A 23779-nucleotide genomic window follows, 5' to 3' on the forward strand; every position below is an offset into this window, starting at 1 on the left:
GCCTATACTGTGGTCAGGGGTTGTTAATTTTTGTGTATTTTCCGTCATATAAATGAACCCCATTTCAATTAGATTGGGTAAGCAACATTGCTATGCTCAAACTATGCTTTGTTGCTGTATTGATTGTAACTTTACTCTATGTTCAAAGATTGTTATTTTTTCATTAATTTATTATCGTCATTTCTTCAACCCCTACACCCTTACACCCCTAGACCCTCTAATTCTTACTTATTTGAAAGGAAACAGGGAACAGGGAACACAGATGTACTGAGTTCTTTCCAGAAATCAAATATGATTCCTATATTGGCGATAATTTGTCCTCCGTATCGTTGCACTTTACGTACTGGTCAACCTATTGTTTTACGTGGGAGTGATGGATTACAAGATGGTAATCCTGACAAAGTACCAACTAGCTAACAGTGCAACATCTTACTTTCTACTTTGGCAAATAAGGGTATTTCAATCCAAAACTCAGATCCTTTACCCAATTCAGACTGACATCGTAGTATACCAGAGTGTTTTTCTACAACAATTTGGTAACTAATTGATAAACCCAACCCTGTACCTTGACCAACAGGCTTTGTCGTAAAAAATGGGTCAAATAACTTTTGCTGTACCTGTGGAGACATACCTGAGCCATTATCAGCAATCCTGACTACAACTCGGTCATGCTTCATCAATTCAGTCTGAATAGTTATTTGAGGATTATTGATTGTTGGAGAATCGATGAAAGCATCAATAGCATTATTAATAATATTCATAAATACCTGATTTAGTTGTCCTGCATGACACTCTACTAGAGGTAGGTTGCCATATTCTTTAACAATTTCAATTTGAGAATGCTGTGGTGTTGCTTTCAAACGATTCTGCAAAATTAATAATGTACTTTCAATGCCATCATGAATATCAACTTCTTTCATTTCTGCTTCATCAAGTCGGGAGAAATTGCGTAAAGATAAGACAATTTGCTGAATGCGCTGAGAACCCATTTTCATCGAATCAAGAATTTTTGGTAAGTCTTCTTGGAGAAATTCTAAATCCATGTTTTCAATCTGTTCTCTAATTTTTTCTCCCACATAAGGAAATTCTTCCTGATAGAGACGTACTAGTTCTAATAACTCGTGAGTATATTCACTAGCGTGAGTAATATTGCCATAAATAAAATTTATCGGGTTGTTAATTTCATGAGCAACTCCGGCTACCAACTGACCTAAGCTAGACATTTTTTCCGTTTGAATCAGTTGTGCTTGAGTGTGTTGCAGTTCTTGTAGAGTCTGTTGCAGTTCCAACTCGGCTTGCTTCCGTTCTGAAACTTCTAATGCTAAAAGTTGATTCATATCAGTTAATTCAGTATTTTTCAGCAGTGTTTCGCGGGCTTGAGCTAACTTGACTGCCATATGGTTAAATGATTGAGCTAAATCCTCAATTTCATCACCTGTATTAATATCTAACCGATAATCAAAATTACCCATAGCAATTTCTGCTGTACCAAGCTGTAAATGCTCTAAAGATTTAATAGTTGGTTGCCAAATCAAGATAAATTTACCAATCAATAGAATCAGAATTACAGACACAACTACAAAAGAGATAATTTTCTGCACTTGATGAAGATTTTCTAAGTCTTGTTCTACCAATAAACGCTGTTTATAAGCACGTTTAATTAGTACATCAAGGAACAGTTCAATATCTCTGTTAAAGGAATTAATCGCGCGAAAATACTGCTGTGAATCAGCTAAATAAGTCGGACTAGAACTTTGCTGAGTTAATTGGGTTGACATTTGATTAAGTAATTCATGGCGGCGACGAATCACCGATATTTTGGCATTATTTGGCAACAACTTGTCTAATTTATTCAGAGAGGCGATAAACTGTGTGTGAAACAGTTCTAGCTCTTGGGTGTTTTTTTTAAATAAGACAATATCTTTGAGGGCGATAATTTCTGACTTGAGCGAATTGTCTGCTTCTAAAATAGTCTTAATAGTTTCGGTGCTTTCGTAACTTTTCTCTCGGACAGTTTCTTTAATTTGCTGTACAACTACAGTATTGCCGATAAGAATAGCCACTACTAGCCCGACAGATATAGCAGAACCTGTAAAGAACTTGGTAGAGATTTTCATTTTTTAGGAATAGAGATTAAATTGAGTTCTTGCCGGAGTTGCTGAATAGGAGTATAGTCGTCAGGACTAACAAGAGTATATCCAGCCGACTCGGCTCCTAATATATCTTCAATACCATCTGGGCTAGCTACAAAAACTTGTTTTAGCTGCTGGATTAATTCAGGTGATAATTTCTCAGAAACCACTATGGGAAAATTGGGTATGGGCGCAGATTCCCAAATTAATCTATATTTTTCTGGTGTAATCTGACCATTTTTTTGTTGCTTGAAGTAATAAGAAACATTAGTTGCCGCAGCATCAACAATGCCATCCTCCAAAGCTGTCATGCTTTTGCTGTGGGTTCCAGCATAGATAACTTCAGCAAAATCTTGCTCAGGATTAATACCCAGTTTTTTTAGAGATACTAATGGCATAAGATATCCAGAAGCAGATAATTTATCAACAAAAGCAACTCGCTTGCCTTTGAGGTCTTTTAAAGTTTTAATAGAACTATTTGCTTTGACAATAATACAGGCTCGATACCAAGGTTGACCCGTGTGTTTATCGATGGCAGTAGCTAATGGCTGAATTTTTGCACCTTTTTCTACTGCCTCAAGATAAGTTACAGTTCCTAAATAGGCCAAGTCAAGCTTGTTTTGTAGCAGTAAGTTTTCAATTTCCTGATAATTTTTAGCTATTAAGAAATCAACTTTTCTCCCCAGAGATTGTTCTAAATATTCATCTAAAGGTTGAATCATCTGTTCTTGCTCTGTGAGAGTTTGGGTAGACAATACACCAATAGTTAATTTGGGTAAATTATTTTTGCTGCTAGATAGTGCAGATGTATTATAGTAGGCTGTACCTTGTCTCTCTCTAGTCCTCCTCAAAGCTGGAACATCAGGATTTTCCACAGGTTGATTACTAGATAGGTTATCAGTGCAGCCCATACCGATGAGGGGGGCGATCGCTGCTAAGATTAAGTATCTGCTAACAAGCCACTGTAAGGCTTTTTGCATAGGCTTCCACTCACATATAGATAGCTCAAACAAATTCTAGGATTTTCATTGTTTCCCCAGACTTGGCTAAATATATGGTTCCCCAGAGGAATGTCACGTTAACACTAGTACTTCGTCAACCCAAAAGTAACAGGTGAGGTTGGGACTGAGGATTAGAGAAAAAGTTTTAATGGTTCAACAATATTAGGATTTTTTTGTTGGTAAATCCATATATTGTTATTGCAAGAATTCAAATGCTTAATTATTCAACTTCTAATTGATACAAACGCAGACCTTGTTTAGCACTCAAGTCAAACTTTAACCCAACTTCCATCCCAGCAGTTGTTTGTAAATCATTCACTGGGTTACCATTAAGTTGAATACTGTTGATAGCAACCAAATAGCAACAAGATGTCTCTTCATTAACTAAGAAAATTTTGTTTCCAATCGATAATTTAATTTCTTCAACTATTGCAACTCCCGCATTAGGCTTCTTGAACCACTCAGTGATCTTGCCAACTTCTCTAATCTGCCCGATTAATTCCTTGCGTTTAATAACCTGATAAGTTATTAATTCAGCAAGTGCTTGAGACAAAGCATCTACAAAGTCGCATAATTCTAATAATGCACTAGCACCTAGTACCTCATCAGGAAAACCATGTGCTGCATCATTACGATAGCCAATAAATTCATTAAGTTCCCCTTCTACAGTATTTTGGCTACCTCTAATTTCTTTTAAAAAATATTTAATGGATCTATGGTTCTCAACCCATACCCAAGCGTCTGATATGCCAGCATTTGCAAATAATCTAACTAAAGCGTCCTTGCGTAAGTTCTGTTCGTGAATGAGAAACGCATCTGGCAATAATTCGTACTTTTTCTCACCACTAGTGCCATAAAATAGACCTTGGACAACTTTCTCAGACGAGAGGTGTTTATATCGGTGTTTATTAAGTTCAGTTAGTAATTTTCCTACTCCCACCCGGTGAGTATTTCTGATTTTTTCTTCTAAATTTGAATAGCAAGGATATAACTCTGTTAAAAGTATTAACCAATCACTAATTAATTCTTCTACAAAACTCTCATAGATTGCGTATAAGCGTGTTATTGCACTACAGTGATCATAAACTCTCCATTCTTTCGCTGTCGGTATATCTTGCAAAATTTGACTGAGGATTACGTCTGTTTCTTCGCATATTTCTGCTTTAATTAAAGCACTCGAAGCGAATGAAATTCCCATCAACCTATCATTGGTTTTAATAATAGAACGGACAGTATTAATATTAACTTTTACCCTCATTAAAATATTCTGAAACATCGCTCTTTAACCTGCGATGACTCGATATAGCATTTCGTCAAATAATCTGATTCTTTCTTTAATATCAGATTGGGTTCTACCTCCCCCTGTAAATATTTTTGATGTATCTTTTCTAAACAATTTTTGTGTTTCTTCAATTACTATTAACTTCCTATCGACTAAAATATTTGCATTTGCTAAATGTCTACTAAATCCAACCATAACTGCATCATAATAAGCTTTATAAGCATTTTCTTTCCATGTGTCAGTATTGGGATCAAATGGCTTAAATAAATTGTTTGAATAGATTTGATGTACTAAATTGATAGTCTCGATAAAAATATTTTTGAGAATTTCGATATCTTCGTCAGAAAAATTTAAACTTTTCATCATATATAGATCAAGAAATCCTTCCATTCCTCTACGGAAATCTTCTACATGACGTAAAGCAAAAAAACGAAGAACTAATTCGGCATCTTCCATTTTTTTATATAGATTGTTTTCATGCAGATTTTTCTCATTATCAAGTGGGATTCCCCAGGCATCTGCAAATATAGGATTATCTGCTAGTTCAAGTAAGAGTTGATTAAATTTACCATAATACAGACAATTACGTATTTCCTGACGACTTAAAGCGACACCACCTGTATTGAGTCTTTCAAAGGCAAGTTGCTTTAATAACAACGCTTCTTCAGGATCAGATGCTGACTCCGTAATCAAAACTATAGATGATATGGAGCGGCGGTCAATACCTGCTCTAATTTTGGTAGGAAGATTAGCATATGTTCTGCCGTTGAGTTCTGGCCAAAGTTCGAGTCCTGTCAATTTTAAACGATTATCATAAAAATCACGAAGAGCCGTAATTCTTTGTTGACCATCCATGACTTCATAACAGTTAAACTCTTTCTCATAAAGAACAATAGGAGGAACAGGAATATTAATTAAGAATGACTCGATTAGTCTTGATTGCATCTTGTAATCCCACCGAGTTCTTCTTTGGTAAAAAGGACGTACATCCATATATCCAGGTTTCTTTAAGGCTTCAACAAAGCTTGGTAGCTTTTCACGATTCATTTCAGTCAGTATTCTTTGTTCTCCAGACTCATACTTTTGGTTTATTGCTGGATCAGACATATTGATATGATTTTTAGAAGGTGATTTTCCCCACATTCTTCTTTCTGTTGGTGCAAGATTCATTATCTACATCCTTTATCAAAAGTGGTTGTTTTTAATTATAAGTGTATCTTATGATTTATCATTTAAGTGATTTGGTAAAAGCTTATTTTAAAAATTACATAGCACAACCAATGTTGCTTCAGTAATAGTTATATACTGCTTTTTATATTATATATATGTCCGCGAAGGGCAGGGCAACCACGATAGGCAGCCAATATGATTCTAAAAAATTATGACGTACTGATTTTTTAAAAAATCAAATCTGAGTCCCCTATCTTGGCTTAACTAGCGATTATGATGACTTTAGTCATAGATTACTTGGTATATATTAGTGACTTTTGTCACTCATAAAATATAGAGTATTTGGCTGATAATTACTGGCATGGCTGGATAGATTGGGTACTGGGTACTGGGTACTGGGTACTGGGTACTGGGTAATGATTCTTGACTAATCACTAATTACCCATTACCAGAATATTCATAAATTTAGTTAGGGACTTCCAGAAAATAAAATATTCAATGGGTGAGAGCAAATATGATCATGGGATTTTTCCTCCCCTGCTCACCAAAGCGGTGGTATATTTTTTTAGTTGGAAATCCCTTAACTGTTCTAGGTTTGTCGCTGTTTTTTCTATACTGGAGTGCAAATGACATTTGAGACAACACAGACTGTAGATTCACCAGCATTGGTTCCAGAGACGAAGAAAAAAAGGAAAAATAATTGGCTCTCTTGGCTAATTATCTTGGGAATTTTTAGTGGTATTAGCTATGCCACTTATTATCAACTCGCTGTTGTTCCTCGTCAGGAAGCAAGGCGGAGAATGATTACGCAGTCTGTGGAAAGACAGACTCTACCAATTACAGTTTCTGCCAACGGAACTGTCAAGCCTGAACAGTCAATCAACCTGAGTCCTAAAAATTCCGGCATTCTCAAAACACTGTTAGTCAAGGAAGGTGATGTTGTCAAAAAAGGACAAATCTTAGCCTACATGGATGATTCCAACTTACGAGGGCAACTCATCCAAGCTCAGGCACAATTAAATGAAGCACAAGCAAATCTGCAAAAAGCCCAAACTGGCAATCGTCCACAGGATATCGCTCAAGCCCAGGCACAATTAGATGAAGCCCAAGCCAATCTACAAAAAGCCCAAACTGGCAATCGTCCCCAGGATATTGCCCAAGCCCAGGCCAGGTTAAATAGCGCTCAAGCTAGCTTGCGTAAAGCAGAAGATGATTTGCAACGAAATCAGGAACTTTATAACTCTGGAGCCATTTCTCTACAAACTGTCAACCAAAAACGTGCAGACAGAGACAGCGCCCAAGCCCAGGTGAATGAAGCACAGCAAGCATTAGCTCTGCAAAAAGCCGGCTCACGCATTGAAGATATCCAGCAAGCAAGAGCTGTAGTTAAGCAAAGACAACAAGCTTTAGCATTGCTCAAAGCGGGAACTCGTGAGGAAGATATTGCAGCCGCACGCGCTCAAGTATTATCTGCACGTGGTTCATTGCAAAATATCCAATCTCAAATCAATGACACCATCCTCCGTGCCTCTTTTGACGGTGTAGTAACACAAAAATATGCTGATCCTGGTGCTTTTGTGACACCGACAACTTCAGGTAGTTCTGTTTCTTCGGCAACTTCTTCTTCTATTTTGGCTCTAGCGGCAACTAATCAAGTTGTTGCTAATTTATCAGAATCAAATATATCGAAAATTCGCTTGGATCAAAAAGTCATCATTACAGCAGATGCTTATCCAGGGAGAACTTTTACAGGTAGAGTGAGTCAAATTGCTGCCCAAGCCACAGTAGAGCAAAATGTTACTAGTTTTCAAGTGAAAGTTTCTTTAAGTGATGCTCAAAGATTACTGCGATCGGGGATGAATGTAGCAGCAGAATTTCAAGTTGGTCAATTAGCAAATGCTTTAGTAGTACCCACAGCTGCCGTGACACGTCTGGAAAATGCTACGGGTGTATATGTAGCCAGGGAAGGTAAAAGACCTGTATTTACTCCTATTGAAACTGGTGTGACTGTAAATAATTTTACGGAAGTTAAATCTGGTTTGCAAGGCAACGAGAAAGTGTTGCTCAGTTTCCCACCAGGATTACGCCCTCAATCTCGTCCACGAGGGGGAATTTTTCCAGGTGTAGGTGGTGGTGGTGGTGGACGCGGTACTGGTGGTGGACGTTCTTCAGGCAATGCTGCTCCTTAAACTGGGGACTGGGAAGAAAGAATAAAGGTGTACTGATTTTTGAACAAAAATCAAATATGAGTCTTAGAGGGTGTTTGAAAAGTTTCAGTAGGTATAAAAATGTCATTCTTCCTTACGCTCCGCGTCAGGAAGAATCTAGGTTTTGTGGCACATACCGAGATGTTTCATTCCGCTACGCTGCATTCAACATGACAAAGAAACAGACTTTTCCAACGTCCTCTTAATATTACCTATCACCTATCACCTATCACCTATCACCTATCACCTATCACCTATCACCTATCACCTGTTACCTGTTACCTACTTACTATATGATTCAGGTTTTAGATAAAGCAGATAAGACTCGTAAAGTCCCATTTCTAGAAATCTTGGCGATGGCGGCTGAGACTCTGTGGAGTAATAAATTACGCACTGGGTTAACGATGCTGGGTGTGATTATTGGCATTGCTTCAGTGATTGCGATTACTTCGGTGGGACAAGGGGTGCAAAAGAGTGTAGAACAACAGATTCAAGCGTTGGGAACCGACGTATTACAAGTTTTGGCGGGTGCGGCGAGGAGTGGGAATATTCGTCAAGGGGTGGGTTCTACTAGCACTTTAACTTGGGAAGATGCTAAAGCGATCGCCCAACAAGCACCTTCAGCGACGATGGTTTCTGCTTATCTGCAACGCAACGCCCAAGTTGTCTATAGCGGAGAAAATACCTCAACCACCATTTACGGTACAGACTTGAACTACCCAGATGCGAGAAATACTCATCCCCAAGAAGGGAGGTTTTTTACTCAAGAGGAACTAGATTCTTCTGCTCAAGTAGCAATACTGGGGCCGACTGTCCTGAAAACATTGTTTGGGGAAGGGGGAAAACCCATAGGGGAAAAAATCAGAATTCAGGGAGAAGCTTATGAGGTCATTGGCATTATGGAACCAAAGGGTTCTCAAGGGCCGATGGATCGAGATGACCAAATTTTTATTCCTCTCACCAGTATGTCGAAACGCTTGGTGGGAAATAATGCTTTAACTGGTGTTTCTGTTAGTGGAATTTTAGTTAAATCGAGTAATCAAGAGCAACTAGAAGCAGCACAATTTCAAGTCACGAATATCTTACGCTTGCGGCACAATATATATCCCCCAGAAGTTGATGATTTTCGTCTCACTAATCAGGCAGATATTGTGAGTACTTTCACTAATGTGGTGGGTTTGTTTACAGTGATGATAGTAGCGATCGCTGGCATTTCCTTAGTAGTGGGGGGTATTGGTATTGCCAATATTATGTTAGTTTCTGTCGTCGAAAGAACCAAAGAAATCGGCATTCGTAAAGCTGTAGGAGCGACGAATTCAGCGATACTTAATCAATTTTTAACTGAGGCGATCGTCATTTCTATTGTTGGCGGTTGTGTAGGTATGGGCAGTGGTATATTGATCGCTTTTACAGCCGCTAATATTTTTAAATTTCCTTTTGTAATTTCTATTTTATCAATAATTGTTGGCTTTGGATTATCTTTAACTGTCGGTTTAATTGCTGGTGTAATTCCTGCCCGTAATGCTGCCAAATTAGACCCAATTACAGCTTTGCGTAGTGATTAATAGTGCTGAGTAATTAACTGCTATGACAACAATGATTTGGATGGAATCTATTATTAAAACCTACCAATTAGGCGAAATGAAAGTTCCTATTCTCAAGGGAATTCAACTAGCAATTGAGGAAGGCGAATATGTGTCAATTATGGGTGCGTCAGGTTCGGGGAAATCGACGCTGATGAATATTATGGGATGTTTAGATCGTCCTAGTGGTGGACACTATATTTTTGAAGGCAGAAATTTAACTACTTATGATGATGATGAGTTGGCTTATATTCGCAATCAAAGAATTGGTTTTGTGTTTCAACAATTTAACTTACTACCACGAGCAACAGCATTAGAAAATGTCATGTTGCCGATGGTTTATGCTAATTTACCTAAACGGAAACGTCGTCAACGAGCTTTGGAAGCACTGAACAGAGTGGGGTTGGAAGAACGTATTTTTAATCGTCCTAGTCAACTTTCTGGGGGACAACAACAACGGGTAGCCATTGCGCGGGCTTTAGTCAATCGACCTGCATTAGTTTTAGCAGATGAGCCGACAGGTGCGCTAGATACAGAAACGTCTCATGAGGTGATGGGCTTACTCACAGAATTAAATCAGCAGGGCATCACCATTGTGATTGTCACCCATGAGCCTGATATTGCAGCTCAAACTAAAAGAGTGATCCGCGTGCAAGATGGGTTGATAGTGGCTTCGTCATGATGTTTTTGTGAACAGACGAATGTGATATTAAGTTCTGTAAAGAGGAAATTCAAGCGATCGCCAAGTCGGAGATTGCTTGACTTGACTTGTTTTCAGCCATATTTACTGAGTGAGATTGAACTTTATTTTAGAAATTTGTCAAAAATATCAAAGTCGATTGCATAAAAGTTGGGAGTCGTTCGGATATATAAACATGAGCCGAAACTAAGATGTTTTCTAGCAACTAAGTCCGGTTTTTCAAAATTAGTAATTTCCCAAATTAAGGAGACTAAACAATGAATTCTCAAGCAGTAATCAACCCCGTTTCTGATTTAGATTTTCTAGCTGAACTAGCTACTAGCGCTATTGACAGCCTCGATTACACAGTGACTCAAGCGATGAATAACTTGCGTGCTGATGACAGTCTTGATGCTCAATTTCTGGCTTTAAGACCTACATTTATCTACAAACAATTTATCTACCAAGGCTAATCTTTAGCTACTTCCATATTTTCCATTCAAAGCAAACAATCCAGGAGACTGAACAATGAATTCTCAAGCAGTAATTAACCCCGCATCTGATTTAGATTTTCTAGCTGAACTAGCTACTAGCGCTATTGACAGCCTCGATTACACAGTAACTCAAGCCATGAATAACTTGCGTGCTGATGACAGTCTTGATGCTCAATTTCTGGCTTTAAGACCTACATTCATCTACAAACAATTTATCTACAAAGGCTAAAATAAATATTAAAGAAGCATAGTTGATTTTTGTGAAATAGCTAATAGCAAATTTATTAAACTACTTCTTTAACTAATCTGCCTATTCTACAGATGTATCGATGAAAATTTTCTAGAGATTATCTAAAACATAGAAAAGGCTTATCTGACGTTTTTTATAAGTTTCAGGTAAGTCTTTTTTATTGGAAAATCACCAAAACGGAGGTATCACCATGATCAATCAAAATAGCCAGACACAAATGATAGAAAAATCTTTTAATTGGGTAGTTAATAATCTTGATAAATTTGACCCTTTTAAAAAGGGCGCTAGCTTTGATATTAATTATGGGCAAAAAGTATGTGAACTAGCTATCATGATCTCTGGTTATATCCAATTAACAGGTAATGAACATAATGAGTATGTCCCGCAAATTATCAATATTTTAAAAACAGTCCAAACAAATAGTGAAGTTAAAGCTCGTTTATTTCGCTCACCGGAAGAAATTACTTTATTCTGTACACTATACGGTGCTTTGCGTCTGCTTGGGCATGATAATTTACAGCAAAGGGATTTAATTCAAAAAGTTATAGATTTTGGGTTTATTCAACACGTAGAGCGTCTGCCACATCGGATGATGGATATCCTGGCTAGTGTGGAATTGGGAGGATTTAAACACTCACTCCCTAGTATGGAAACATTTTATCAATCTTCGATTTTATCTTCTGTACCCAGTGCTTTATATTTGACGGAAGAATCCATTTATGCTTTGACTCATGTTATTTTATTTTTATATAAATTTGGGATAGAGCAAGGAACAAAAATTCCTGCTAAAGATATCAAGGATTTGCAATTTACTCTCTCCATGCTAATGATAATTGCCTGCCAAGATCACCATTGGGATTTGCTAGGTGAGTTGTTATGGTGTTGGGAGTGTATTGGTTTAGCAGATAATTTTATATATCAGCAATCTTGGCAAGCTTTCCTGCAAGTGCAAAGAGAAGATGGTGCAATTCCTGGGCCTGATAAATCATCAGTTGCAGCTAAATTATTGCAGAATCAAGAAGAGAATAATCTTGACGAACAGGAATATCAAGAAGCATATTTTGGTCATCATTATCATACTACTCTCGTGGGTATTATGGCTGGAAGTGTGCGCCAGCATAGAATAGCCAATGCTTTACCCTCATTAAAATCAGATAATTATCCGTCCACAGTCAATAGAGATTTGCCTGCAACTGATGAATCTGCTAACAATATTTTAGCTGCTATTAACCAAAGTAATTTATGGTTAGAAGACTTTTTAGAGGTAGTCCAAAAAAATGATCATACTCCCACATCAGTTTTCCATAGAATTCTGTTAGGCTCTTGGATTTCTAACTCGGTTTTAGAAAATACTGATGCTAGGTTTAATAACATTGCTCAACAAGTACAAAAAGTTTTGCTCATGAGAGAAGAGCAACTAAGTGATAGTTCTGCAAGTACATCATCTGCATTGAAATTAAATACTGCTGCTTTGTTAGCATCTGAGAATTTAGTTGTTCCCTCATTACAAAACTTCTGGCAAAAGACTGTAGAAACTCTCAACTCCTTTCCCGCCGCCAATGCTGTGGTAGATTTACCTTTGTGTGAAAAACGGTTATTGTTGCACGCTTTAGGATTTCATTCTGCACCACAACAAGTGGACTATACTACTGTCATAAACTTTGCTAAATCTCTCCCTTTAACAGCTGCAACCGCAGACATTGAAGGGTTATTACTGCGAATTAATTCTCTGACAACTTACGGAACACAGCAAATCACCCTTAATCCCGGCGATACTTGGTTAGAGGAATTGTTGTCTGGATTTGCTATGTCATACTTGCGTCAGTATGATTTGGTCATGGGTTGTAAAGTATTACGTTCTATGAGTTACTTGGGAATGAATTGTGTTACTGGTTTTCAAGACTGTATTAAGTTCCTAATTTTACATCAACATCCCGAAGGTATATTTGGATTTTTTGGTGTAGAAGAAACTAGATTGAATCAGACTATTTCTCAAGAATTTGTCGCTGATAGAGATTTATATTTACCAACAACGATTAGTTGTCTGTGGACACTGGCTGAGAGCGTCAAGGGATGGAGTTTCTATAAAATGTTACCAGCAATTTCTCTGCATAGGCTAACAATGGTGTAAGTGTAGATCAGCCTACGCTGTAAAACTTTGACATAGGAAAGGATATGAAAGCGCTGGAAGTCCAAAATATCTGTAAGCATTATCATCATCACCAAAAGGTCATCACAGCAGTTCGTGATGTTTCCCTGACGATTAATACTGGAGAAGTATTGGCTTTCCTCGGCCCCAACGGCGCAGGCAAAACCACAGCAATTAAAATCATGGCAGGACTAATTTGTCCAGATGAAGGTTGGGTAGAAATTGGTGGGATAAATCCTCACAAAAATGCTCGCGCTTTAAAAGGTGTAGGTACGGTTTTAGAAGGTAACAGGAACCTTTACTGGCGGTTAACACCAGAGGAAAATTTAGAGTATTTTGGTATCCTCAAGGGTTTAAGTCGCTCAAGAGTTAACAAACGCCAAAAAGAACTTTTAGCAAGATTTGGCCTAACTCATAAACGCAATACTCCTGTGCAAGCGCTGTCACGGGGAATGCAACAGAAATTAGCGATCGCTGTAGCTATGATACACGAACCACTGTTGTTACTGCTAGATGAACCAACTCTGGGTTTAGATTTGGAAGCGGCGGAAGTTGTCAAAGCTTTAGTTAAAGAAATTGCCTCTGAAGGTCATGCTATCTTACTGACAACTCATCAAATTGAAGTAGCAGAAGAACTCTCTCACAGGGTAGCAATTATTAATCAAGGTGAGATTATCACTGAGCAACCTACACAAGAATTAATCAAGCAGTTTTCTGGCTTAAATTATAGTGTAGAATTTGATGGCAAATTAGACCAAGTGCAAATTCAAGCCTTAGAAAAAATAGCAGCAACTGTAGAAGAAGAACGATTTATTTATCTGCAAAAACCAGAAAATATCTATCAATTACTGCAAGTTCTCTCTCCCCTACCCTTAGTGAAAGTCCAAAGAGATCAAGCTGATCTGATCAGGGTTTTTAAAAAGCTTGTACAACTAGGTGATAGGTGATAGGTGATAGGTGATAGGAGGCAATAGGCAATAGGCAATACGTAAGAAGTTACTCGACTTGTATTGAGGGTTTTCAAAAATTAAATACTAGTTCTAAATTACGAATGACGAATTACGAATTAAAAAAGTTATGTTAAATCTATTTTTGGTTGAATTAAAACGTAGTTGGATTTTGTTTATTCGCTATCCTATCGAGGCAATCGGTGCGATTATTGCTATTACGGGCATCTTTTATGGACTATTTGCTGGTGCGCGTTATATGGCTGGCCCTGGGTTACAATTTGGAGAACGACTCGATGCCATTATTGTTGGTTATGTGCTGTGGAGTCTGGTAGTTTTTGTTATTGGCAATATTTCCTCAGATTTACAACATGAAGCTGAGATAGGAACTATTGAACAAATTTTTCTTTCTCCATACAAAGCACCAAAGATTTTTTTAGTGCGAGCTTTGGCTAGTCTCACTATTAATATGGTTCTGAATTTGAGTGTGTTAATTCTGATCCTGATCATCACAGGCAGAAAATTATATTTTCCTTTTACACTCATCTTTCCTTTAGGAACTGTATTTTTAGGTGCTTGTGGATTAGCTTTTGCAATGGGAGCTTTATCTTTATTATTTCAACGTATTAGTCAGTTGTTGAGCCTGTTTCAATTTCTCTTACTATTTTTGCTGATGGCTCCAACGGAAACATGGACTGGTGGAGGAAAATTGTTGAGCTTTTTATTACCACTCTCGCCCAGCGCTGGAATGCTCAGAGATTTGATTGTGCGAAATCAACAATTTAATTTTGCCCAATTCGGCGGCGTTGTTTTGAATGCTATTTTATATTTTAGTTTGGGAATCATCTGTTTTAATTATGCTGAATATATAGCCAAAAAACGCGGTTTACTAGGCAAGTATTGAGTTGTGAATCTCCAGTTGGATAGGTGAATTTACTAGCATCGCCATAAAGTCACCCATTCAGGTGAAGGCATTAAAAATTGCTTAAGGTTAAAGTAATATAAATATTAAGCACTAAGCAACCTATTAATTTAACTATTCGTCTATTTGCTGACTATCTTCAATAAATGCTGGCAATGCTCTTTGATGAGCAAAATATCATCAGTTTCAAGACAACTCTCTAAAGTAATATTTATAAACCTGGATTCATGATTGCATACATAGAAGTTCCGATGATTGGTAAAATTAAACACCCAACTCGGTGGTTATGGGGTTTACTGGCTGCGGGTGCTTTGGTTGTGGGTACAACTACAATTTCGAGGATGCAACCGGGAACCAGTGAACAAGATGTCTCACAACTGACTGTCCCCATAGAAGCCAAAAATGTTACGCTGCGAATTACAGCTAGTGGTAAGGTTGTCCCAGTTCAGAGTGTGAATATTAGTCCCAAAAATCCAGGATTTCTGGCACAGTTGTATGTAGAACAGGGCGATCGCGTACAGCAAGGTCAAATTATTGCCAGAATGGATATCAGCGATATTCAAGCACAAATTGCCCAATATCAAGCAAATTTATCACAAAACCAAGCCCAGCTAGCTGAAGCGATCGCTGGCAATCGTCCCCAAGAAATTGCTCAATCTAAAGCCCGTCTAGCACAAAACCAAGCTCAGTTAGCTGAGTTGCGTGCAGGGAATCGTCCCCAAGAAATTTCTAAAGCCCAAGCCCAAGTGGCAGCAGCTCAAGCTAAGGTAAATTATTCCACAGAACAGGTCAAGCGTTATCAATACCTTTACCAACAAGGGGCAGAGAAAAAACAATTACTCGATCAAGCTATCAGTGAAGATAAAAGCAACAAAGCAAATTTAGCTGAAGCCCAAAAACAATTATCTCTAATTGAGAGTGGCACTCGTAGCGAAGTCATCGCAGCAAAAGAAGCAGCCGTCACCGAAGCCCAAGCAGCTTTAGTACTGTTGCAAGAAGGTAGTCGTCCCGAAGAAATAGCCCAACGTCGAGCCGTCGTCAAAGCAGCTCAAGCCCAGGTAGCAGCTGCAAAAATCAAGCTAGAAGAGACAATTATTCGTGCGCCTTTCTCTGGTGTTGTCACTCAGAAATACTCAGAGATTGGGGCATTCGTCACCCCCACAACTTCTGCTTCTACCAGTGCATCTGCAACTTCTAGTTCAATTGTGGCTGTAGCCAAGGGTTTAGAAATACTAGCCCAAGTTCCCGAAGCTGATATTGGTAGGATTAGACAGGGACAGCCTGTGGAAATTGTTGCTGATGCTTATCCTGATCAGATTTTTCGCGGTAGTGTGAGATTAATTGCTCCGGAAGCAGTGGTAGAACAAGGTGTGACATCTTTCCAAGTCAGGGTGGCGCTACAAACGGGTACAGATAAACTCCGTTCTGGCTTAAATGTGGATTTAACTTTCCTGGGCGATCGCATCAATAATGCTTTAGTATTACCCACGGTGGCAATATTAACCGAAAAAGGCAAAACAGGCGTATTAATCCCAGATGCCAAAAATAAACCCCAGTTTCGAGAAGTTACAATTGGTTCGCAAATCCAAGACCAAACTCAAGTATTATCAGGATTGAAAGCAGGCGATCGCGTGTTTATTGATTTGCCTGAAGACTATAAAATCGAAAAGGCTAAGGAACAAACTCTGCCATGAACCTCTTAGAAAGTGTGCAAATGGCAGGGAAAACTCTGCTGTCGAATAAGTTACGTAGTGCCTTAACTATGCTGGGGATTGTCATTGGCAACGCCTCAGTTATTGCCATGATTGGTATCGGTGAAGGGGGGCAGAAATATGTCTCCAAACAGCTACAATCACTGGGGCCAAACATCTTATTTATTATTCCTGGAAATCAGGAAACGCAACGCATTTCTAACGATTTGCCCAAAACTCTCGTCTTGAAAGATGCAGAAGCGATCGCCACACAAGTACCCACAGTCGCCACAGTCACGGTAGAATTAAATAATCGCCAAGTCGTTACTTACAGCAACAGAAATACCAATGTCAACATAGTCGGTACAGATCCCAGCTTCTTAATAGTGCGGGATTTTGAAGTGGCCAAAGGGCGCTTTTTCACCGACATAGATATGAAACGCAGCAATCAAGTCCTCGTTCTCGGTGCAAAGTTAGCAGAAAGACTGTTTGGGACTAGTAACCCCGTTGGACAACAGTTGCGAGTTAAAAGTGCTAGCTTTCAAGTAATTGGCGTGTTAGAAGCCAAAGGTTCTAACCTCGGTGTGGATTATGATGATGCAGCCATGATACCCGTAATTACAATGGCTAACCGGATTGTTGGACGCACCTCTCCCTATGGATTAGAAGTAACTTACATTGTCGCCTCAGCCAAGAATGCCGAGAGTGTAGATGCAGCCGTCTTTCAAATCACTAACTTACTCCGCCAACGCCATCAACTCATCGATGAAGATGACTTTACCATCCGCACCCAAAAAGATGCGCTAAAAACAGTCGGACAAATTACAGGAGCATTGACAATCATGCTAGCAGCGATCGCCGGCATCTCCCTATTTGTCGGCGGTATCGGTATCATGAATATTATGCTCGTCTCTGTCACCGAACGCACTCAAGAAATCGGACTGCGTAAAGCGATTGGCGCGACAGAACAAGATATTTTGCTGCAATTCATCATTGAATCGGTCATCGTCTCTGCCATTGGTGGTTTAGTCGGTACTGCGGTTGGTGTCGGGGGCATTATTTTAGTGGCATCCCTAACACCTTTAGAAGCAGCAATTTCTCCTATGGCAATTGCCACAGCTGTCGGTGTCTCCGGTGGTATAGGTTTATTTTTTGGTGTCGTTCCCGCCCGACGTGCTGCTAAACTCGATCCAATTGTGGCATTGAGAAGCGCTTAGTCAGGAAACAACTATTCATCAGAAGATTGCCCATCTCTTCTGCCTAATTCATAAATACCTGAGCCAATACAAGCTAGTATACCAGTACTAATAGCCCAACTACTACCCAAACTGATTTCCACCCCCCAATTGCATAAAGCACCGACTATCAGAAATGGCACAATACTAAAAATTGAAGCGTAGAAAGCATTTTGCGATTCTCTGGCTTTACGGGTTTTTTCAAATTCTGTTTGGCTAGTATACAGCGATCGCTCGGCAAAGTTAAACCAACGGTTGAGTTGATGGATTACCCATTCACTCACCGGGAAAAAACCTAGATACAGCGCTAAAGACCACAAACTTGCACCAGCGATCGCAATTGTGTTTAATTCAAACCGGAAAGGAAATATTTCAGTCAGCATAGCTTAAGGGCATCCCGCAAATGGTCAGATTGACTATTTAGCTACGTCAATCAACATCTTCAGCAATTTTAAGCATAAAAGTTAACAAGATTCTGACTACTTGGCAACTATCTAGAGGAATCTGATTTGAATTCTTTGCTCATATCTTGCACCAGGCGACTGGAAGGATCTTAAAAAACCCACTATGGATATTGGTGTTGAGTTTCCCCATTCCCCATTCCCCAGTACCCATCACCCATCATTTTTTGGTAAAGCCATTAATTTACTGACATAATTTTTAACAACAGGCTGTAGCGAGAACAGAGTTTCGCTTGTATCTCCATCTTCACTTTGAACTTTTTCCAGGAGCGATCGCCATCCCAGAGATTCTAAAGCCATCACTAACTCTGAGGTGGTGATTAACTGTTGCATAGCTTGTTGTAAATTCTGAACTGAGACGAGATTATTTTCTCTAGCTAAATAATACATAATTTCCTTTTCTGGATTTGATAGGCGCTTAAACTGCCAATCCAGAATTTCTCGAAACATATCACTAACTGCTAAGAATTCATACTTAAGAAATTCATTAACATTGCTGCTAAATACATCTTGAATAGTTGTCGCAACTATTTTTAAGGCTAATGGATTGCCTCGGTAAGTTTGGATCAACTCTGACCATTGTTGTTCGCCAGTAAGACCTTTACTCTGCAAAATTTTCTTTGCTGCTTCCGGTTTTAAACCTTGCACTGCTAAGGAGCGCACAAAACCTGTTGAACTTTCCAATAGGGCAATTTCTCTAGGTTTCTCTATACTCGTCATTAACAAACAGCTTTGATGTTGTTCTTCTCCCAAGCGTCTTAAGAGTATGCCATATCCCTCGGATTCATTGTTATAACGCCAAAAAGCAGCACTACTATCGAGAACTATCTCCACCGCATCTAGTACTAGCAAACAATGATTTTCCCGCAAATACTTAATTAATAATGAAACCCTTTGATCGAGAGCTGCTGGTAAATCAATTTTCTCTGGGTAAGATAAAGCCGTAATAAAGTTGGCTAAAACATCTTGAATTGATGGAGAGTGATGTAGCGATTGCCAGATAATATATTCAAACTGTGATTGAATTTGTCTTGCTAGCTTTACAGAGAGATAGGTTTTGCCAATTCCTCCCATACCTAGCAAGGCAACTATGCGACAGCGATCGCTCACAATCCATTGTTCTAAAGTTGCTAGTTCTTCAGTCCGACCGTAAAAAGCTGAGACATCAGGCGCTCCACTCCAAATTTGGTAAGGGTTGACATCTTGTGGTCGAGAACTCGGTGAATTAGCAGGCAATTCAGCATCGTTCTCGGCTAGATATTGTTGATATTGAGATACTAGAAGCTGCTGTAATTTGGTTAATTTGACAGGACCATTCCCCAGAATTCTAAACTTACGGTAAACCTCGCTTAGTCTCTTACGAACAGCATCTTCACTCACTCTCAACTTCTGTGCAATTGCCGTGGTTGAGTCACCATTCATTGCTAAAACTAAAACATCTAGTTCCAGATTAGATACGCCGTTTGCAGTTGCTAAAGTTTGCAGAAAATCTTGGTTAATCATCGTAGTCAAAGGGACAGCCCCCTGAGTTCTACTTGTTAATTCATTAAAGAATGCACATACTAATTTAAAACATCACATGAGTGAACGCAAGAGGGAATTTTCATTTTCATGTGGCTACGTGGATAAAATTAACCTTAATTTAAACTTGAATTATAAAGTAAATATAAAAAATTTTTCCTCCAGGAAATTTGTTTTTTTATGATTTTTTAACAAATATTGAACTTGTCGTTTCTCCAGCCAGCATAGGGTTTATGCTAAATGCACCACAAAATAACATCACATTTTTTTGCCAAAACCGAGCTAGGTACTGGGAATTATCTATGCGAGTTTGTGGGTGATTTCTAGATATAAAGGCTGTGGGTTAATATTTTTTTTATAAATCAACTCATGTTTGATTTAGCTGTTTAAGTCAATTTTATAGACATCTTTACCTATTTTTAACTTGACAAAGTAGAGTTGAATGAGAATAATGAGCATTATTGCATCATTCATGTGATAAAACGAAATTGAACTTGATTTCATGTGTTAATTAAACAGTTTTAAAAGTTATCAGGACTTACGCACTCAACCAATAAACCCTTCTGAGGGTGGTCAATAGTCCATAGTCAATGGTCAAAATCAAGTTTTTTTGGACTGTTGACTATTGACTATTGACAAAAAAGTCAGAAAACTTATTGACACTGCGTAAGTCCTAGTTATTTAGCTAAATCGATTATCAACCGATTACTAAATATGTCACAGCAGAATAATCAAATTACTTGCAAAAGCAACGAGCTGGTGCAAGAGCAGATATTAACGACCTTTCAGCGTAAATTGCTGCAAAAGAGTTTACAAGAAGATTTGCCTAACCAATATCGCCAGCGCATTCAAATTATGCTGCTAGCAGATCAAGGAAAATCTCAAGTTGAAATTTGTCAAACCTTAAAATGTTGTGCAGCAACAGTCAGACATTGGACGCACATAGCCCGTACTGGGATGGCACACCAATGGCAAGATTGTCCTATTGGTCGTCCAAAAACAGCGAACGATGTCTATTCAGAACGCTTAAAAGAATTGATTAGCCACAGCCCCCGTGACTACGGTTATTGCTTTCGGCGTTGGACTGTGAACTGGTTGAGCAAACATTTAGCCAAAGAATTGGGGATTGAAGTAAGCGATCGCCAAATCAAGCGACTGCTCAAACAAATGGGATTATCGACTATACCAAAACAAAATCAGATATCGACCGAGAAAACTAAAAATTCCCAAATCTTGATTCACGACCTCAAGTCCGAAAACATCGCAGATGATCACGGATTTGTGCCGATTAACTTAGCAACATTGGGTAGGGAGTTAAATATTCATGGTGGGAAATCTATCCGAGCAGTTAGTTTCGTTGCAACAGTTGAACCACTCTTTGGGCTACTCTCTATCGGAACAAGAATGGAAAGAATACTGCCAAGAATTTAAATCTTTAACGCCAAAAGTCGGAAAATTTTGGCAAGGAACTGAAGTTCAACCTGGTATTTACATCGTCATCAGTGGTAAAACGAGGTTATTAGACGTAACTGGTGAATTAATTGCCACGCTGGAAGCCGGAGATGCTTTTGGTGAATTTACCTTGTTCCCAGAAGCTAGTTTCCAGCCTTATGCAGCCAGAGCAAGTGTGAATTTGCAACTATGCTTTGTTCCGGGTGAGGTCTTATCGTCCTTAATGGATAAGTATCCTGTCATCAGAAAACATTTGTGGGAGAAAGCACACAAGCGTAATTTGTCGATTAACTCTCATCTCATCCCACAACCAACTACTGATTCTGAGACAACCCCAACACCAGAGCCAAAACCCCAAAAAAAGATTAGCAAAGCTTATTTTCCCAATCCCACGCAACGAGTCGGACACTTACTACAACGGGTGATTAAACGCTATCCGTTTTTTGCTCAACAAAGTGCATCAGACTGCGGAGCAGCTTGTTTAGTCATGGTGTCTCGTTACTGGGGAAAGAGTTTTAGCCTGAATCGCCTGCGAGATATTGCCAATGTTGATCGAAATGGCGCATCACTAAGAGGATTATCAGTAGCCGCCGAAAGTATTGGCTTTACAACCAGACCTGTAAAAGCCAGTCTGGATAAGTTAGCTAAACAACAATTACCAGCGATCGCTCATTGGGAAGGAAAGCACTACATCGTTGTCTATGAAGTCACATCCAAACACGTGATAGTTGCCGATCCAGCGATCGGTCAGCGCACTCTCACTCACGCACAATTTAAAGCTAACTGGACTGGTTATACACTACTACTGCAACCTACAGCTTTTTTTAAAGATGTCAAAGAAGCTACAACTCCCTTCTGGCAATTCTTTGAGTTGATGAAACCTCATGGATTAGTCATGCTGGAAGTATTTGTAGCTTCCGTGTTTATCCAGATATTTGGACTCATCACCCCTCTGTTCACGCAGCTAATTTTAGACAGGGTAGTCGTACAGCAATCAGAACTAACCTTGACAGCCGTAGGATTAGGATTACTGATTTTTAGCCTCTTCCGCGTCGCCATGACAGGATTGCGGCAATATCTGCTAGACCATACCGCGAACAAAATTGATTTAGCACTGATAGTTGCGTTTATTCGCCATACCCTACGACTACCTTTGAGCTTTTTTGAGTCCCGTTATGTTGGGGATATTCTTTCTCGCGTCCAAGAAAATCGCAAAATCCAACGCTTCCTTTCCGGTGAGGCGTTGTCTATCCTCCTAGATTTGTTAACTGTATTTATCTATGTAGGATTAATGTTTTGGTACAGTTGGAAAATGGCACTGCTCTCATTGGTCATAGTACCGCCTTTTTTCCTTCTGGCGTTAATTGCTACACCCTTTTTACAGAAGATTTCTAGAGAGATTTTCAATGCTTATGCCAATGAAAGTAGTTATCTGATTGAATTCTTAACTGGTATCAGGACAGTTAAATCTACAGCAGTAGAACAAACAGTGCGATGGCATTGGGAAGAATTATTAGATAAAGAAATCAAAACCAACTTTTCTGGACAGCTTATTGGCAATCGCTTGCAAATATTCAGCAACACAATTCAAGCAGTAGTCACGACTGTTTTGTTATGGTTTGGAGCGCATTTAGTCATTCATAATCAGTTAAGTGTTGGGCAACTAGTAGCATTTAATATGCTGTTGGGTAATATTATTACTCCCTTTCAACGCTTAACAGTGTTATGGAATCAACTACAGGAAGTGGTGATTGCCACTGAACGGATTAACGATGTCCTAGATACGGAACCAGAAGAAGATTTACAATATCAATCCAGGCAATCTTTACCACCAATTAAGGGGGAAATTCGTTTTGAAAATGTGACATTTCGCTATCACCCAGAAAGCGATATTAATGTTCTAGAAAATCTCAACTTTGAGGTCAAGCAGGGACAAATGGTGGCGTTAGTCGGGCGCAGTGGTTCGGGAAAGACCACAATTTCTAAACTGGTATTGGGTTTATATCCTCCCACAAATGGGAAAATATTAATTGATAAGCAGGATATTACCAGTATTTCCTTACGTTCTCTACGTCATCAAGTCGGAGTAGTTGACCAAGATACATTTTTGTTTGGTGGAACCATTCGAGAAAATATTAGTTTAGGGCATCCTGGGTCAAATTTAGAACAGATTATCGCAGCCGCAAAATTAGCAGGTGCAGACGAATTTATTAAAAAACTCCCGATGGGTTATGAAACTCAAATCGGTGAAGGTGGAGGATTGTTATCTGGTGGACAACGACAGCGTATAGCTATTGCCAGAGCATTATTAGGCAATCCGAAGTTATTAATCTTGGATGAGGCAACCTCTCACTTAGATGCAGAGTCAGAAAGAATTATTCAGAATAATTTGCACACAATTCTGCAAGGGCGAACTACTTTAGTTATTGCCCATCGTCTCTCGACTGTACGCAACGCGGATTTAATTTTAGTGCTAGATAAAGGTGTGTTGATTGAGAAAGGAACTCACTCAGAGTTGATGGCGAAGCGAGGGCATTACTTTTATCTCAATCAACAGCAATTAGATGCCTCTGTATCTAATAGCAATTAGCTATTTCCCAGTC

General features: G+C 39.0%; 19 protein-coding genes. 13 read left to right on the forward strand and 6 right to left on the reverse strand.

Features of this window, described 5'->3' with window-relative positions:
• Positions 1 to 291: 291 nt before the first annotated feature.
• On the forward strand, positions 292 to 417 hold the full coding sequence (locus FD725_RS32270; protein ID WP_256871832.1) for a hypothetical protein: 126 nt from the start codon (positions 292 to 294) through the stop codon (positions 415 to 417).
• Here FD725_RS32270 and FD725_RS02090 read toward each other — a convergent pair.
• The 4 genes from FD725_RS02090 to FD725_RS02105 form a co-directional block, all read right to left on the reverse strand.
• Positions 414 to 2117, reverse strand: coding sequence for a sensor histidine kinase (locus FD725_RS02090; RefSeq protein ID WP_179046589.1), 1704 nt, complete (start codon positions 2115 to 2117; stop codon positions 414 to 416). The genes FD725_RS32270 and FD725_RS02090 overlap by 4 nt on opposite strands.
• Complete coding sequence (gene phnD / locus FD725_RS02095; protein ID WP_179046590.1) at positions 2114 to 3112, reverse strand: phosphate/phosphite/phosphonate ABC transporter substrate-binding protein; 999 nt, start codon at positions 3110 to 3112, stop codon at positions 2114 to 2116. Before phnD ends, FD725_RS02090 begins: the two co-directional genes overlap by 4 nt.
• A gap of 241 nt (positions 3113 to 3353) precedes the next feature.
• Complete coding sequence (locus tag FD725_RS02100) at positions 3354 to 4409, reverse strand: MAE_28990/MAE_18760 family HEPN-like nuclease (protein WP_179046591.1); 1056 nt, start codon at positions 4407 to 4409, stop codon at positions 3354 to 3356.
• Positions 4410 to 4415: 6 nt separating this feature from the next.
• A complete protein-coding gene (locus FD725_RS02105; protein ID WP_179046592.1) occupies positions 4416 to 5585 on the reverse strand; it encodes a DUF262 domain-containing protein in 1170 nt (389 codons plus the stop codon).
• Positions 5586 to 6211: 626 nt separating this feature from the next.
• Here FD725_RS02105 and FD725_RS02110 point away from each other — a divergent pair.
• From FD725_RS02110 to FD725_RS02155, 10 genes are all read left to right on the forward strand, one after another.
• Positions 6212 to 7774, forward strand: coding sequence for an efflux RND transporter periplasmic adaptor subunit (locus FD725_RS02110; protein ID WP_179046593.1), 1563 nt, complete (start codon positions 6212 to 6214; stop codon positions 7772 to 7774).
• Positions 7775 to 8085: 311 nt separating this feature from the next.
• Positions 8086 to 9357, forward strand: a complete 1272-nt coding sequence (locus FD725_RS02115; RefSeq protein WP_179046594.1) for an ABC transporter permease — start codon at positions 8086 to 8088, stop codon at positions 9355 to 9357.
• A gap of 22 nt (positions 9358 to 9379) precedes the next feature.
• Entirely contained in the window at positions 9380 to 10057 is a 678-nt protein-coding gene (locus FD725_RS02120; protein ID WP_306296891.1) for an ABC transporter ATP-binding protein, read from the forward strand.
• Positions 10058 to 10332: 275 nt separating this feature from the next.
• Positions 10333 to 10527, forward strand: a complete 195-nt coding sequence (locus FD725_RS02125) for a hypothetical protein (RefSeq protein WP_179046595.1) — start codon at positions 10333 to 10335, stop codon at positions 10525 to 10527.
• A 55-nt stretch (positions 10528 to 10582) separates the two neighbouring features.
• Positions 10583 to 10777, forward strand: a complete 195-nt coding sequence (locus FD725_RS02130; RefSeq protein WP_179046596.1) for a hypothetical protein — start codon at positions 10583 to 10585, stop codon at positions 10775 to 10777.
• Between the two features lie 211 nt (positions 10778 to 10988).
• The gene (locus FD725_RS02135) at positions 10989 to 12929 is read left to right on the forward strand and encodes a hypothetical protein (protein ID WP_179046597.1); all 1941 of its coding nucleotides are present in this window, start codon (positions 10989 to 10991) and stop codon (positions 12927 to 12929) included.
• Between the two features lie 44 nt (positions 12930 to 12973).
• Positions 12974 to 13894: an ABC transporter ATP-binding protein gene (locus tag FD725_RS02140; protein WP_179046598.1), complete on the forward strand. Its 921-nt coding sequence runs from the start codon at positions 12974 to 12976 to the stop codon at positions 13892 to 13894.
• A gap of 130 nt (positions 13895 to 14024) precedes the next feature.
• On the forward strand, positions 14025 to 14798 hold the full coding sequence (locus FD725_RS02145) for an ABC transporter permease (RefSeq protein WP_179046599.1): 774 nt from the start codon (positions 14025 to 14027) through the stop codon (positions 14796 to 14798).
• 245 nt (positions 14799 to 15043) lie between these two features.
• Positions 15044 to 16510: an efflux RND transporter periplasmic adaptor subunit gene (locus FD725_RS02150; RefSeq protein ID WP_179046600.1), complete on the forward strand. Its 1467-nt coding sequence runs from the start codon at positions 15044 to 15046 to the stop codon at positions 16508 to 16510.
• Positions 16507 to 17724 (forward strand): ABC transporter permease, encoded by a 1218-nt coding sequence (locus FD725_RS02155; RefSeq protein ID WP_179046601.1) that lies wholly within the window; start codon positions 16507 to 16509, stop codon positions 17722 to 17724. The genes FD725_RS02150 and FD725_RS02155 overlap by 4 nt, the downstream gene beginning before the upstream one ends.
• Positions 17725 to 17735: 11 nt before the next feature.
• On the opposite strand, the gene FD725_RS02160 is transcribed toward FD725_RS02155, so the two are convergent.
• On the reverse strand, positions 17736 to 18125 hold the full coding sequence (locus FD725_RS02160; protein WP_179046602.1) for a hypothetical protein: 390 nt from the start codon (positions 18123 to 18125) through the stop codon (positions 17736 to 17738).
• A 231-nt stretch (positions 18126 to 18356) separates the two neighbouring features.
• Positions 18357 to 19706 carry an NB-ARC domain-containing protein gene (locus FD725_RS02165; RefSeq protein ID WP_179051385.1) on the reverse strand — a complete coding sequence of 450 codons (1350 nt, stop codon included), beginning with the start codon at positions 19704 to 19706 and terminating at the stop codon, positions 18357 to 18359.
• Between the two features lie 732 nt (positions 19707 to 20438).
• On the opposite strand from FD725_RS02165, the gene FD725_RS02170 reads away from it, so the two are divergent.
• Positions 20439 to 21155: a helix-turn-helix domain-containing protein gene (locus tag FD725_RS02170; protein ID WP_179046603.1), complete on the forward strand. Its 717-nt coding sequence runs from the start codon at positions 20439 to 20441 to the stop codon at positions 21153 to 21155.
• Positions 21049 to 23766: an ABC transporter transmembrane domain-containing protein gene (locus tag FD725_RS02175; RefSeq protein ID WP_179046604.1), complete on the forward strand. Its 2718-nt coding sequence runs from the start codon at positions 21049 to 21051 to the stop codon at positions 23764 to 23766. The genes FD725_RS02170 and FD725_RS02175 overlap by 107 nt, the downstream gene beginning before the upstream one ends.
• The last annotated feature ends 13 nt before the right edge of the window (positions 23767 to 23779 follow it).

The sequence above is a fragment of the Nostoc sp. TCL26-01 genome, assembly GCF_013393945.1.
Classification (GTDB): Bacteria; Cyanobacteriota; Cyanobacteriia; order Cyanobacteriales; family Nostocaceae; genus Trichormus.

Coding starts and splice junctions, on each gene's coding strand:
- FD725_RS02135 (WP_179046597.1), top strand. CDS start 10,989: ATGATCAATCAAAATAGCCAGACACAAATGATAGAAAAATCTTTTAAT.
- FD725_RS02115 (WP_179046594.1), top strand. CDS start 8,086: ATGATTCAGGTTTTAGATAAAGCAGATAAGACTCGTAAAGTCCCATTT.
- FD725_RS02100 (WP_179046591.1), bottom strand. CDS start 4,409: ATGTTTCAGAATATTTTAATGAGGGTAAAAGTTAATATTAATACTGTC.
- FD725_RS02175 (WP_179046604.1), top strand. CDS start 21,049: ATGGTGGGAAATCTATCCGAGCAGTTAGTTTCGTTGCAACAGTTGAAC.
- FD725_RS02150 (WP_179046600.1), top strand. CDS start 15,044: ATGATTGCATACATAGAAGTTCCGATGATTGGTAAAATTAAACACCCA.
- FD725_RS02155 (WP_179046601.1), top strand. CDS start 16,507: ATGAACCTCTTAGAAAGTGTGCAAATGGCAGGGAAAACTCTGCTGTCG.
- FD725_RS32270 (WP_256871832.1), top strand. CDS start 292: ATGATTCCTATATTGGCGATAATTTGTCCTCCGTATCGTTGCACTTTA.
- FD725_RS02160 (WP_179046602.1), bottom strand. CDS start 18,125: ATGCTGACTGAAATATTTCCTTTCCGGTTTGAATTAAACACAATTGCG.
- FD725_RS02090 (WP_179046589.1), bottom strand. CDS start 2,117: ATGAAAATCTCTACCAAGTTCTTTACAGGTTCTGCTATATCTGTCGGG.
- FD725_RS02145 (WP_179046599.1), top strand. CDS start 14,025: ATGTTAAATCTATTTTTGGTTGAATTAAAACGTAGTTGGATTTTGTTT.
- phnD (WP_179046590.1), bottom strand. CDS start 3,112: ATGCAAAAAGCCTTACAGTGGCTTGTTAGCAGATACTTAATCTTAGCA.
- FD725_RS02170 (WP_179046603.1), top strand. CDS start 20,439: ATGTCACAGCAGAATAATCAAATTACTTGCAAAAGCAACGAGCTGGTG.
- FD725_RS02125 (WP_179046595.1), top strand. CDS start 10,333: ATGAATTCTCAAGCAGTAATCAACCCCGTTTCTGATTTAGATTTTCTA.
- FD725_RS02110 (WP_179046593.1), top strand. CDS start 6,212: ATGACATTTGAGACAACACAGACTGTAGATTCACCAGCATTGGTTCCA.
- FD725_RS02120 (WP_306296891.1), top strand. CDS start 9,380: ATGACAACAATGATTTGGATGGAATCTATTATTAAAACCTACCAATTA.
- FD725_RS02105 (WP_179046592.1), bottom strand. CDS start 5,585: ATGAATCTTGCACCAACAGAAAGAAGAATGTGGGGAAAATCACCTTCT.
- FD725_RS02130 (WP_179046596.1), top strand. CDS start 10,583: ATGAATTCTCAAGCAGTAATTAACCCCGCATCTGATTTAGATTTTCTA.
- FD725_RS02165 (WP_179051385.1), bottom strand. CDS start 19,706: ATGATTAACCAAGATTTTCTGCAAACTTTAGCAACTGCAAACGGCGTA.
- FD725_RS02140 (WP_179046598.1), top strand. CDS start 12,974: ATGAAAGCGCTGGAAGTCCAAAATATCTGTAAGCATTATCATCATCAC.